Origin of the sequence: Nocardioides sp. cx-173, from assembly GCF_021117365.1 — a bacterium.
Classification (GTDB): domain Bacteria; phylum Actinomycetota; class Actinomycetes; order Propionibacteriales; family Nocardioidaceae; genus Nocardioides.
On the sequence record NZ_CP088262.1, the window covers coordinates 696,807 to 708,894 of the forward strand.

The 12,088-nt window shown below is 73.7% G+C and carries 10 protein-coding genes and 1 tRNA gene; 5 read left to right on the forward strand and 6 right to left on the reverse strand.

What is annotated here, in order from left to right:
• The first annotated feature begins 10 nt into the window (after positions 1-10).
• Positions 11-994: a sulfotransferase family protein gene (locus LQ940_RS03255; protein WP_231244438.1), complete on the forward strand. Its 984-nt coding sequence runs from the start codon at positions 11-13 to the stop codon at positions 992-994.
• Here LQ940_RS03255 and LQ940_RS03260 read toward each other — a convergent pair.
• The 6 genes from LQ940_RS03260 to LQ940_RS03285 are packed head-to-tail and all read right to left on the reverse strand — an operon-like array spanning position 991 to position 9,548.
• Entirely contained in the window at positions 991-3,639 is a 2,649-nt protein-coding gene (locus LQ940_RS03260) for a stealth conserved region 3 domain-containing protein (protein WP_231244437.1), read from the reverse strand. The two genes, LQ940_RS03255 and LQ940_RS03260, sit on opposite strands and share 4 nt — an antisense overlap.
• Positions 3,636-4,304, reverse strand: coding sequence for a hypothetical protein (locus tag LQ940_RS03265; protein WP_231244436.1), 669 nt, complete (start codon positions 4,302-4,304; stop codon positions 3,636-3,638). The genes LQ940_RS03260 and LQ940_RS03265 overlap by 4 nt, the downstream gene beginning before the upstream one ends.
• Entirely contained in the window at positions 4,301-6,985 is a 2,685-nt protein-coding gene (locus LQ940_RS03270; RefSeq protein WP_231365068.1) for a stealth conserved region 3 domain-containing protein, read from the reverse strand. Before LQ940_RS03270 ends, LQ940_RS03265 begins: the two co-directional genes overlap by 4 nt.
• A complete protein-coding gene (locus LQ940_RS03275; RefSeq protein WP_231244434.1) occupies positions 6,985-7,830 on the reverse strand; it encodes a hypothetical protein in 846 nt (281 codons plus the stop codon). The genes LQ940_RS03270 and LQ940_RS03275 overlap by 1 nt, the downstream gene beginning before the upstream one ends.
• Before the next feature lie 28 nt (positions 7,831-7,858).
• Positions 7,859-8,401 carry a hypothetical protein gene (locus LQ940_RS03280; protein WP_231244433.1) on the reverse strand — a complete coding sequence of 181 codons (543 nt, stop codon included), beginning with the start codon at positions 8,399-8,401 and terminating at the stop codon, positions 7,859-7,861.
• The gene (locus tag LQ940_RS03285) at positions 8,394-9,548 is read right to left on the reverse strand and encodes an ATP-dependent DNA ligase (protein WP_231244432.1); all 1,155 of its coding nucleotides are present in this window, start codon (positions 9,546-9,548) and stop codon (positions 8,394-8,396) included. Before LQ940_RS03285 ends, LQ940_RS03280 begins: the two co-directional genes overlap by 8 nt.
• A gap of 77 nt (positions 9,549-9,625) precedes the next feature.
• On the opposite strand from LQ940_RS03285, the gene LQ940_RS03290 reads away from it, so the two are divergent.
• The 4 genes from LQ940_RS03290 to LQ940_RS03305 all read left to right on the forward strand — a co-directional run bounded on the left by LQ940_RS03290 (position 9,626) and on the right by LQ940_RS03305 (position 12,034).
• Positions 9,626-10,282, forward strand: a complete 657-nt coding sequence (locus tag LQ940_RS03290; protein WP_231244431.1) for a hypothetical protein — start codon at positions 9,626-9,628, stop codon at positions 10,280-10,282.
• On the forward strand, positions 10,279-11,376 hold the full coding sequence (locus tag LQ940_RS03295; RefSeq protein WP_231244430.1) for a hypothetical protein: 1,098 nt from the start codon (positions 10,279-10,281) through the stop codon (positions 11,374-11,376). The genes LQ940_RS03290 and LQ940_RS03295 overlap by 4 nt, the downstream gene beginning before the upstream one ends.
• A gap of 14 nt (positions 11,377-11,390) precedes the next feature.
• Positions 11,391-11,933, forward strand: a complete 543-nt coding sequence (locus tag LQ940_RS03300; RefSeq protein WP_231244429.1) for a hypothetical protein — start codon at positions 11,391-11,393, stop codon at positions 11,931-11,933.
• Positions 11,934-11,955: 22 nt separating this feature from the next.
• Positions 11,956-12,034, forward strand: a tRNA-Gln gene (locus LQ940_RS03305).
• The last annotated feature ends 54 nt before the right edge of the window (positions 12,035-12,088 follow it).

Here is a 12,088-nt window from a genome sequence, read left to right on the forward strand (position 1 = left end):
GGTCGTCCGCGTGACCGAGACCCGCCGCCGCGTGCTGCTCGTGACCGGGTCCGGGCGCAGCGGGACCAGCACCGTTGCGGGCGCGCTCGCCCGGCTCGGGCTGTACATCCCGCCGCCGCTGGTCGAGGCCGACGAGACCAACCCGCGGGGGTTCTACGAGTCGCAGTGGGTCGTCGACTTCCACAAGGAGCTGCTCAGCCGCGCCCCGGTGCGCACCATCGACGCCCGGCCGGAGGCCGCCGCGCTGGCGGCGCGCGCCGCGGCTGACCCGCAGGCGCGGGAGCGTCTGGTGAACTGGCTCGCCGAGCAGGACGGCCATGCCCAGGTGCTGGTCAAGGACCCGCGGGCCTTCTGGCTGCACGACGTCTGGCGGGCGGCCGTGCCGAAGACCGGCCGGGAGCTGGCGTTCCTCACGATGCTGCGGCACCCGGTGGAGGTCGCCGGCTCGCGGGACTCGGCGTACCTCGCCGACGAGACGCCGGGCTTCCGGCGGCAGCGCGCGACGGCCAACGTGGCGGCGTGGGTCAACGGCGCGTTCGAGACCGAGGTCGCCACCCGCGGTGAGCGGGCGTTCGTCCGCCACCTCGACCTCCTTGCCGACTGGCGCGGAGCGCTGGGCCGGGCGGCCGAGCAGCTCGAGCTGACCCTGGACCCCGCGGGCGACGCCGCCGTCGACGACTTCATCGACACCCGGCTGCACCGCGCCCGCATCGACTGGGACGAGCTCGACGTGCCCGACGAGCTGCGCGACCTCGCCGAGCGGGCCTGGGAGCTGATGAACGCGCTGGTCGACAGCCCCCAGGACGCCGCCGTCGCCGAGGAGCTCGCCGGGCTGCGCGAGCGCTACGCGCGCCTGCACGACCACGCGGTCGCCATCGCGATCGACCACACCAAGGCCCGCGAGGCGCACGTACGGCGCACGGTGCGGGCCAACGTCGAGCGCGAGCTCGGCGCTCGCACCGAGCCCCGTCGCGGGCTCTTCCGTCGCTCCTAGAGCGGCCGCTCCCACGGCGCGGGCACCGGAACGTAGGCCTCGAGGGTCTCGGCCACCATCTGGTCGACGACCTCACGCGGCCGCGCGAAGTCGTGGTGGTCGCCGAGGCAGAAGGAGTCCTGCTCGCGGTCGAGCAGCCGGGTCAGCCGCCGCTTCACGTCGGGCACGGTGAGGTTGACGAAGGTGTAGTCGATCTCGCCGACGTAGGCGGTGCCGGTGATCAGCCCGTAGTGCTGGGCCAGCGAGCTCAGCAGCGACACGTCGGTCTCGGAGCGGAACGGCGAGCGGGCGGTGGCGCCCACCGCGTCGGCGAACCGCTCGGTGATCTCCTCCAGCACCGACACGCGGTGCGCGTACGGCGCGTGCAGCAGCGTGCGGGTGGTGGTGACGCCGAACGCCTCCTGCAGGAGCCGGCGGTTGTTGGCGGCGGCGTGCAGGTAGGGCAGGTCGTCCTGGCCGGGCAGGCCGAGGACGCCGCTGGAGGGGAACACCGCGCACGCGCCGGCGGGGGAGAACCACCGCTCGGGCCGGGTCGGCCGGCCCAGCACCATGTCGTCGTTGAGGTAGAGGAAGTGCTCGGCCAGCCCGTCGATGCGGTGCAGTGCGGTCTCGATGGCGTGGGAGCTGAACGTCGGCAGCGCCTCGGGCGGCAGCAGCTCGCGGTGGTCGACGACGCGGACCATCGGGTGCTCGGTGTCGAGCCAGGCGGGCACCTGGCCGGCCGTGACCAGGTGGATCCGGCGTACCCACGGCGCGAAGAGATGCACGCTGCGCATCGACGCACGCAGCTCGCCGCGCTCGAGGTAGCGCGCCTGCCCGCTGGCCGCGGGGCTCTGCACGGCCTCGTCGGTGCTCTCGGCGAGCCGGCGTCGCCGGCCGGCGTCCCACTCGGGGTCGCTGCCGTCGACCCAGGTGTAGACGACGTCGACCGGGAAGCGGCACTCCTCGGGGGTCGGCCCCACCATCGCCTCGAAGGTCGGCACGTCGACGTCCTGCACCCGGGTGCGGGAGGTGGCGCCGCCGCGGGGCACGTGCGTGGCGAAGCGCGCCGGGCCGGGCGTGTGCATCTCCCCGTCGGCGTCCTCCTCCCAGAACTCCACGCGCAGCCCGCAGCCGGCCAGCAGCGACGGCCGACCGTCCGTGGTCGGCCACGGCTCGACCATCAGCACGCTGGTGCGCCCGCGCCGCAGGGCGGGCACGATCTCGCCGGGGGTGCCGCGCCGCTCCGGCCAGCCCCGCAGCTCGGGATCCACCAGCGAGAGGTACGGCGCGAGGTCGCCGGCGGCCAGCGCGTCCAGGAACGCCCGGCGGGCGCTCATCGGCACCACCAGGACCGTCTCGTCGGCGTGCGGGGGGATCACGAACCAGTCGTCGCAGGCGGCCGCGGCCGCCGCGCTGGCGGCCCGCAGCGCCTCGGCCCGGGCCTGGGCGGGGGTGACCCCGGGGGCCGGCGCCGGAGGCGCCGCCACGGCCGCCGCATGGCGCGCGCGCAGCCGCGCCGTGCCCCGGCGGGACGGGTCGTGGTGCTCGACGGTGGTCTCGTAGACCTCGCGCCACCGGGCGGTGATGACCTCGACGTCCCAGGTGGCGGCCTTCGCCAGCGCCGCCTCGCCGAGCCGGTCGCGCAGGTCGCGGTCGGTGGCCAGGCGCAGGAGCCCCGCGGCGAGCGCCGGCTCGGAGCCCTGCGCGACGAGCAGCCCGTCGACGCCGTCGTCGATGATCGCGCGCGGGCCGGAGGGGCAGTCGAACGAGACGACGGGCACGCCCGCGGCCATGGCCTCCTGGAGCACCAGGGGGAAGCCCTCCGAGCGCGACGTCAGCGCCGAGATCGAGGCCTTGGCCCACTCGCTCGCCATGTCGGTCGTCGGCCCGGGCAGCTCGACGCGGTCCCAGAGCCGGTGCTTGCGGACCGTGCTCATGATCTCGAAGCGCGCGGTGCCCTCGCCCAGGATGCGCAGCCGCCAGTCGGGGATCCGGTCGGCGATCGTGGCGAACGCGGAGACCAGCCGCGGGTACTGCTTCTCGCCCATCAGCCGCCCGGCCGCGACGATCAGCGGGGTCTCGCGAGTCGAGCGGGGCCGGTAGCCGGGGGGCACCGCGTTGGGCATCACCACCACCCGCGGCGCGTTGTCGCCGAGCTGCTCGCGCAGCCACACGGCCATGGGCTCGGTCAGCATCGCCACGACGTCGGCGCGCGGGCCGAAGGTCAGCAGCGGCTCGAGGCCGGCGACGCGCTGCGAGGAGGAGCGGTGCTCCTGGTGCACCAGCGCGGTGCGCGAGGGGACCAGCTGGGTGGCCAGCGCGAGCAGGGCCGGGGTGACCGTGACGAGCACGTCGGCGGTCACGGTGGGCAGCGCCGCCTCCAGCGCGACCTCGGCGAGCGCGTCGAGCGTCGGGTCCCACTCGGCGCGGTTGAGCAGCGGCGGCGCCCCGCGCAGCGGCGACTCGTCCTGGTCGCCGGTGAGGTCCACCAGGTCGTGGACGGGGATGCCGGGCGCGAGCGGGAAGTGCGAGGTCTCGGTCTCGCGGTAGACGCTGTAGACCTCCACGTCGTGGAAGCGCGCCATCGCGCTGGCCTGGGTCGCGATCGCGCTGGCGGTGCCGCCCATGTCGTGGATGCTCGGCACCAGGTAGGCGATCCTCATCGCTCCTCCTCGGCGATGCTGAGCCCGCCCTCGGGCAGCCAGCGGAGCCGTCCGGTGCGGGTCGCGGGCAGCGCGACGGCGAAGTTGGGGCGCTTCAGGTCACGCTCGCGGCGTACGACGGGCAGCATCCGGCCGCCGGTGCGGACCGCGAGCCGGCCCGGCGGCAGGTCGGGGCGGACCAGGCCGTGGGGCCCCACCGCCGTCGAGCCCACCACCCGCTCGTCGTGCACGGACACGAGCTCGGCCCCGGCGTCGACGGGCAGGCGCAGCAGCGCGCCCTCCTCGTCGCTGGTCACGGCCGTCACCGGCACGACCGGCTCGGTCGCGGCCCGGAGCACCCGCAGCCGCCCCTGCTCGGACTCGACGCGCAGCTGCCACCGGCCGTCGCGGGTCGGGGGCACCTTCGTGGGGCCCGGCAGCGGCCCGCCGCCCCACTCGACCGGCGACCCGTCGAGCGCGAACGTGAGCGCCACCTCGGGCTCCGCCGAGCCGGCGAGCAGGCCGGCCAGGTCGACGCGTGCCGTCGCCAGGCCGGCGTCGTGCTCGGTCGGCAGGGCTCGCTCGCCCGCGGGCAGCCCGCGCACGGTGAGCGTCGCCCCGGGTCGCGCGGGCACGGCGAGCCAGAGCCGCTCGCCGTCGAGGATCCGGGCGTAGACCGCCCTCATCCGCCGCGCTCCCACGGCGCGGCCACCGGGAAGTAGGCGGGGTACCACTCCTGCAGCAGCTGCGCGAGGCGCGACTGGGGCAGCGCATGGTCGTGGTGGTCGCCGAGGCAGATGAAGTCCTGGTCGCGGTCCAGGACCTGGTCGAGCTGGCGCTCGACGTCGGCGTTGGCGAGGTTGACGAAGGACAGGTCGGCCGCGCCGACGTACGACGAGCCGGTCAGCAGGCCGTAGTGCTGGGCCAGGGAGCTGAGCATCGACACGTCGGTCTCGGAGCGGAACGGCGAGCGGCTGGTCGCCGCGACCTGCTCGGGGAAGCGCTCGGTGATCTCCTCGAGCACCGAGACGCGGTGGGGGTACGGCGCATGCGCGAGGTTGTGGGTGGTCACTGCGCCGAAGGCGTCGAAGAGCAGCCGGCGGTTGTTCCACGCCGCCTTCAGGAAGGGCGGCGCGTCGGGGAGGTCGCTGAGCCCGATCGTGGTCGGCGAGAAGAACGTGGCGAACAGCCCGGCGGGGCTGAAGAACGCCTCGGGGTGGACCGGGCGGGCCAGGAAGAAGTCGTCGTTGAAGTAGAGGAAGTGCTCGCTCAGGCCCTCGATGCGGTGCAGCGAGGTCTCGATCGCGTGCGAGTTGAAGGTCGGCAGGGCGTCCGCGGGCAGGATGTCGCGGTGGTCGACGAGGTTGATCGCGGGGTGCGCGGTGTCGAGCCAGTCCGGGACCTGCCCGGCGGTGACCAGGTGGATGCGGCGCACCCAGGGCGCGAAGAGGTGGATGCTGCGCAGGGAGTAGCGCAGCTCGTCGCGGTCGACGAAGCGGGCGCGACCGCTGGACTCGCGGGTCTGGGCGGTGCCTGTGGTCTCGGAAAGGCGGCGCTCGCGGGCGGCGTCCCACGCCGGGTCGTTGCCGTCGACCCAGGTGTAGACGACGTCGACGTCGAACGCGCACTGCTCGACGCTGGGCGCGGCCATCAGCGGCAGCGTGCGGACCGCCACCCCGTCGACCTCGTGCTCGACGGCGGCGACGTCGTGCGGGATCCGGTCGGCGTAGCGGTTGCGCCGGGGCGCCAGCAGGTCGCCGGAGGGCGAGGACTCCCAGAACTCCACGTCGACCGAGCAGCCGTGCGCCAGCACGGTGGGGCTGCCGTCGTGGGTGGGCCAGGGCTCGATCGCGACCACCGAGGTCATCCCGCGGCGCAGCTCGGTCGCGAGCTGCGCAAGGGATCCGCGCCGTTCCGGCCAGCCGCTCAGGCCCGGGTCACGCAGGCAGAGGTACGCCGGCGCGTCGGCCGCGGCGAGGCGCTCGAGGAAGTCGCGCCGGGCGGCCATCGGCAGCACGACGGCAGTGGGCGCCGTGTGGTCGCCGGGCACGACCAGCCACTGCTCGGTGCTCTGCCGGGCGGTCTCGACGGCCAGGGACAGCGCGGCGTGGCGGGCCTGCGCCGGGGTGACGTCGCGGACCTCGGCGACGGGCGCTCCGGTGGTGCGGCGCCGCGCCGGCCTGGCCAGCGCCCGCGCGGTCAGGCGGCCGCGGCCGGCGCGGCGGGCGCGAGCGTCGGCGAACAGGCCGTGCCAGCGCTCGGCGATCGACGTGGCGGCGTACTGGTGCGAGGTGCGAACGCCGCCCTCGCCCAGGCGGGCGCGGAGCTCGGAGTCCTGGGCCAGGCGCAGCAGCGCCGCGGACATCCCGGAGATGCTCTCGGGGCCGACCAGCAGGCCGTTGCGGTCGTGGTCGATGAGTTCGCGGGGCCCCGAGGCGGAGTCGAAGCTGACCACCGGGACGCCCGCGGCCATGGCCTCCAGCGCGGACAGCGGGAAGCCCTCCGTGCGAGAGGAGATGGCGCAGATCGAGGCCTTCGCCCACTCGCCCGCCATGTCGGTGTGGTCGCCGGGCAGCTCGACGCGGTCGAAGAGCCCCCACTTGTGGACCTGGCGCACGATCTCGCCGCGCTGCGAGCCCTTGCCCCAGATGCGCAGGCGCCAGTCGGGGATCTGGTCGGCGATCTCGCCGAAGGCCTGCACCAGCTTGGCGTACTGCCGGTCCGGGGCCAGCCGGCCGGCCGCCATGATCGTGGGCTGGTCGAGCCGGGATCGGGGTGCGAAGCCGGGGGGCAGCGGGTGGGGGACCACCGCGATCTCGGGGGCGAGCTCGCCGAGGCTGCCCCGCAGCCACTCGGCGGAGGTCTCGGAGAGCACCGCGACCACGTCGGCCATCGGCGCGTACTTCAGCAGCGCCTCGTTGCCGGAGCGCATCTCGACGAGCGCCCGGTGCTCCTGGTGGACCACGACCGTCTGGTCGGGCAGCAGCTCGACCGCCGCCGCCAGGAGCGAGCGGCTGACGGTCACGACGACGTCCACGTCGAGGACGGGCAGCGCCGCCTCGAGGGCGACGTCGTCCAGGGCGGTCAGCCACGGGGTCATCGCCGACGTGCGCTGGAAGAGCCGCAGGCCTTGGGGCTCGGGTGCCAGTCCCGGCTCGACGGTGGCCGGTGCCTTCGGGTCCCGCAGGTCGACCAGGTAGCGGGGGCGCAGGTCCGGCCCGAGGTCGAAGTGGGGGCGCTCGAGCCTGCGGTGCAGGGCGATCACCTGGACGTCGTGGTCGCGCGCCAGCGTGCGCGCCAGTGTCGTCACGACCCGCGCCGGCCCGTTGTGCCGGTCGATGTCCTCGACCAGGAACGCGATCCGCATCATGCGGCCCCTCCCGTGCGCTGGTCGAGCCACACACCCAGCAGGCCGTCGGGCGTCACGCGCACGCGCGCGGCCTCGTGGTCGCCGTCGAACAGCGCCGGCAGGATGACGCCGATGCCCGGCCGGCTCAGGTCGTGGCGCCGGCGCCGGACCGGCAGCCCACCCACCAGCACGCGGGTCTCCGCCGGGGCGCCCGGCGGCAGGTCGGTCAGGGACAGGTCGGCCAGCGACAGGGTGGCCTCGAGCAGGCCGTCGGGGGTCGGCGACATCGGCCGCTCCAGGACCGAGCCCGTGTCGCCGACGAGCGTGAGCACCGGCTCGGGCACGGGGTCAGTGGTCAGCACGAAGCTGTCGCCGGCGAGGCCCACCCGTCGCAGCAGCACGGTCTCCGGGAGCTCGACGCGGGTCAGGCGCAGCGTGCCGTCGTCGAGGCGGCCGAGGTCCCAGCGGTACCGGCCGTCCTCGGACGCCGGTGTGCGCACCAGCGAGTCGTGCGGCAGCGGGGCGGTCCACACCGCCCGCGCCCGGCCCCCGCTGCCGGGGACCAGCACGGCGTCGTACGACGCCCCGGCGAGGCCGGCGAGGTCGACCCGGACCGACCGGTAGGCGGGGTCGTCGTCGTCGACCTCGCTGGGCAGCGAGACGACGTCGCCGGAGTCGGTCTCGCGCAGGGCCAGCGAGCCGGGCGCGGCGTCGACCGCCAGCCAGAGGTGGCGCCCGTCCAGCACGCCGGCGTACGCCGCCACCGGACGGCCGCGGGGCGGGCGCGGCGGTGGCGGGGCTGCGTCGTCTGCGCCGTCGGGGGCGGCGGTGGCGTCGACCGGTCGACGGAGCGGGAACCTCACCGGGCGATGCTATCCACGGGGCGCGCGCTCAGATGCCGGTGACACCCTCGCCGGTGCCGCCGGCCTGCTCGTCGAATGTCTCGCGCTCCAGCAGGTGCAGCACGGGGACGCCGATCTTGCGGCGGGCGCGGCTGGTCCAGTCGAGGTGGAAGAACTCGGCCACCACATGCGGACGGGTCAGGATGATCGCCTCGCGCCCGTCCACCTCGGCGACCTTCGCGGCCAGCGCGTCGATGGGCGGGTCGCTGACCACGGTGGCGCTGCCGACGATGGCTCCGGCCGCCTTCAGGGCAGCCACGGTGCTGTGCAGCTCGCGCGCGGAGCGGTCCTCGCAGTCCTTGCGCACGGCGTCCAGGTCCACGTCGCTCATCGCCATGGCGGGGGAGGCCAGCATCTCGCCGGCCGAGAGCGAGCCCATCGACGCCTCGATGCGGGCCGCGGCGTCCTCGAGCGGCAGCAGCACGTGGTAGGTCACCGGGTCGTCCAGCCCCTCGTGGAGCGAGCGCACCTGGGCGGCGTCGGCCGCGGTCAGCTCCTGCTCGACGAGCAGCACGACGTCGTAGTCAGCCATCTGTATCTCCCATGGAGTCGTCGGGTCCCGAGCCGGTCGGGACCCCACGGAGCACAGTAGCGAGGTCGTAGCGCACCGGTTGCTCCAACTGCTCGTAGCCGCACGACTCCGGGTCGCGGTCGGGCCGCCACCGTTTGAAGTGGGCGGTGTGCCGGAAGCGGCGGCCCTCCATCGCGTCGTACTTCACCTCCAGCACGCGCTCTGGCCGCAACGGCGTGAAGCTCAGGTCCTTGCCCGCGCTCCAGCGGCTCTGGGTGCCGGGCACGCGGTCGGGGTTGGCGATCGCCTGCGCCGACTCCGGGCCGGCCCAGGCCGACCACGGGTGCTCGGAGATGTCGCACACCAGCGGCTGCAGCTCCTGCAACAGCTCGGCGCGGCGGGCCTCGGTGAACGACGCGCTGACGCCAACGTGCTGCAGGTGGCCGTCGGCCCACAGGCCGAGCAGCAGGCTGCCGAGCAGCGGTCGCTCGGGGGTGCTCGTCTTGTGCTCGCGGTAGCCGCAGACGACGACGTCGGCGGTGCGCTCGTGCTTGACCTTCATCATGGTCCGCCCGTTCGGCGAGTACGGCGCGTCGAGCGGCTTGGCGATCACGCCGTCCAGCCCGGCACCCTCGAACTGGGTGAACCACTCCTCGGCCACGGCCGGGTCGGTCGTGGTGCGGGTGAGGTAGCAGGGCCCGGCCAGGTCGCCGAACGACTCCTCCAGCGCCGCGCGCCGCTCCCGTAGCGGCCGGTCGACGTAGGACGTGTCGCCGAGGGCGAGCAGGTCGAAGACGACGAGCCCGGCGGGCGTGGTCTCGCTCAGCAGCCGGACCCGGGAGGCGGCCGGGTGGATGCGCTCCTGCAGCACCTCGAACTCCAGGCGGTCGCCGTCGGGGGAGATGCTCGCGACGAACAGTTCCCCGTCGACCACGCACCGCTGCGGCAGCTGCGCCCTGACCGCCTCGACGACCTCGGGGAAGTAGCGGGTCAGCGGCTTGGTGTTGCGGCTGGTCAGCTCGACCTCGTCGCCGTCCTTGAACACCAGGCAGCGAAAGCCGTCCCATTTGGGCTCGAACACCAGCTCGCCGTACTTGGCCGGGTCGGGCACGCCCTTCACGGCCTTGGCGAGCATCGGCTGGACGGGCGGCATCACGGGCAGGTCCACGCGCCGAGGCTAGCCCGTCACGGTCCGGTTTGGACCTCGAGAGGTGGGGGATGGTATGGGCGATGAAGGGAGCCGCCATGTCAGACGGCAATGGCCGCAACGACCCGAACCAGCCGGGCTACCAGGCGCCGTACGACCCGAGCGACACCCGCGACGTGGGGTCGGGCAAGGACTTCGGTGCTGACCTCTACGACCTCTACACCGCGGGCCGGGTCGCCTTCCCGGAGAAGGCCGCCCTGTTCAGCGGGTGGGCCAGCTCCGCCCACGACTTCGCCCAACGGACCCAGTTTCTCGCCGACAGCGTCGGGCGTGAGCGCTCGGTCCTGGTCGTCGAGTCGATCCGCGAGCAGCTCCACTTCGCGCTGCGGGACACGTCGATCACCATGCGCGACATCGGGGCCGCGCTGGTGCAGGTCGCGACCGACTTCGCGCAGACGGACGAGGCGGCCAGTGCCGAGTTCAACCGGCTTGCCGCCGCCGACCCCCTGCTCTCGGCGCCCACCCCACAGGTGCCGGTGCCGCCGGGCAGCGACGCGCCCTACTCGACCCCGTACGCCGCGCCGTCGCTCGAGGCTCCTGAGCCGGAGACCCCATGGCCGTTCGGTTGGCTGGAGGGCCAGGTCGACGATGCCGTTGACGGTGTCAGGAGCGGCGTCATCGATCCGCTCCAGGATGGTCTCGGTGAGGTCGTCGACGCGATGGAGGGCTCGATGGACCAGGAGAAGACGTCATGAGCGACGGGTACTCGCGTGGCGCATTCGAGGCCGCGCTCAACGACGTCGGCGACCTGCTCGGTGACCTGTGGGCCGTCGACGAGACCCTTAAGCTGGGCGATCGCGACGCGATGGACGACAGGGGCGGCGCGTCCCCAAGTGGCTACCGGACCATGGTCGACGTGGGGCGTCACCACCGGTTCCAGTTCGGGATCTTCACCGAGCTGGGGGACGCTTCCTCGGAGGGCCAGGGGGATGTCGGGCCCATCCATTTCGGAGCTGCACAGAAGCTCGCCGACGAGATCGCCGAGACCGGGCGCGGGTGGGGCAGAGCCGCAGCGGAGTCCTTCCGGACCATCACCGAGGACATGATCCGCCCGGTTCCCTCGTCGTTCGGGGACGCCGTGCAGAGCATGCGCAGCGAGATCACCGAGCCGTTGTCGATCCTGGTGCGCGACGACTTCGCCAGCCTCTCCAGCCTCGGCGACTGGGACGGTGAGGCGGCGACCGAGTTCGCGGACTACTACCGCCAGGTCGAGGCGAGCGTCGGCACCCAGGTCTACGCCGCAGAGAGTGTCTGCATGGGGCTCGCCGGCAGCAAGGCGATCGTGCACCTGGGCCAGCACAGCCTCATGAACCTGGTGCTCAGCGCGAAGGCTGCGCTCGACGAGCAGCTGGAGCAACGACAGGCCTCGCACAGTACGAGCGGCACCAGCACCAAGGAGGTGCTGCTGATCGGGGCGACCGTCGCCGGCGTGATCGCCGCCATTCCCACCGGAGGCACCTCGCTGACCCTCGCCGCCGGGGCCGCGGCCGCCGCGGGCGCGACGAGCTCCCTGCTGCAGTTCGCGGCAGAGAATGTCGAGGAGGGTGACACCGAGGAGTTCACGGTCACCTCCGCCCAGGAGAGCGTGGAGCAGCTGTTCGGACACCTCGAGACGATCCGGTCCCGCGTGCGGGCCAACTGGACCGCGCTCGACGAGAGGATCGAGTCGACCCGGACGCTGTTGGCACAGGCCGAGACCGAGCACCTGCTCTACCCGCGCCGGCCCAGGCTGATGGCCGACGGTCACGTGTCGCCCGGTGGCTGGCACCACGAGAGCGCGCCGAGGTAGTGCGGATGCGGCGAATGATGATCGCTCTCGTGCTGGCGGGAGCCGCCACCACAGCGGCCTGTGACGACCAGCCCACCGAGCCACGCGAGGAGGCTGCCGCTGGGTGGGAGGTGCCGCAGGACGGGTTCTGTGACGAGATCGTCGCCGAGGCCGGGATCACCGCGAAGGTCGAGGAGACCCTGAGCGGCGACGACGAGGACCTGACCGCGGTCTGCGTGATCCGCACCGAGGACTCTCGTGTCGACCTGGGCGTGCGGGTCACCGAGAAGGCGAGCGACCAGTACGAGCAGACCTTCGGCGAGCGTGAGGACGGTTTCATCGGGTTTGCGGAGCCCGTGGTCAGCGCACCCGAGGGGTGGTGGTCCCGCGGCACGCGGTACGAGGCGGTGGAGTACGACTCCGTCCGGCTCGCCGACCTGCTGCTCGACGAGAACCTCGTCGTCCGACTCCAGCTCGTGCAGACGCCGACACCCGGTGACGCGACCCAACGGCAGGCGCAGGCACGCGACACGGCGGATGCCCTGGACGCCGCGGTCGGCGCAGCACTCGAGGGGTAGGGGCTCTAACCTAGGTCGCCTATCCCCGGTTGGTCTGCCGGCAGGGCCCGCCTGACTTTGAATCAGGACTAGCGACGTAGGTTCGACTCCTACCCGGGGAGCTCGTCGACGCGGCGTCCTCGACGAAAATGCGACGGAGGCTCCGCATCCCCCCC

Excerpts from the sequence above, each read along its gene's own strand:
- LQ940_RS03260 (WP_231244437.1), bottom strand. The coding sequence starts at position 3,639 with ATGAGGATCGCCTACCTGGTGCCGAGCATCCACGACATGGGCGGCACC.
- LQ940_RS03265 (WP_231244436.1), bottom strand. The coding sequence starts at position 4,304 with ATGAGGGCGGTCTACGCCCGGATCCTCGACGGCGAGCGGCTCTGGCTC.
- LQ940_RS03270 (WP_231365068.1), bottom strand. The coding sequence starts at position 6,985 with ATGCGGATCGCGTTCCTGGTCGAGGACATCGACCGGCACAACGGGCCG.
- LQ940_RS03280 (WP_231244433.1), bottom strand. The coding sequence starts at position 8,401 with ATGGCTGACTACGACGTCGTGCTGCTCGTCGAGCAGGAGCTGACCGCG.
- LQ940_RS03290 (WP_231244431.1), top strand. The coding sequence starts at position 9,626 with ATGTCAGACGGCAATGGCCGCAACGACCCGAACCAGCCGGGCTACCAG.
- LQ940_RS03295 (WP_231244430.1), top strand. The coding sequence starts at position 10,279 with ATGAGCGACGGGTACTCGCGTGGCGCATTCGAGGCCGCGCTCAACGAC.
- LQ940_RS03300 (WP_231244429.1), top strand. The coding sequence starts at position 11,391 with ATGATGATCGCTCTCGTGCTGGCGGGAGCCGCCACCACAGCGGCCTGT.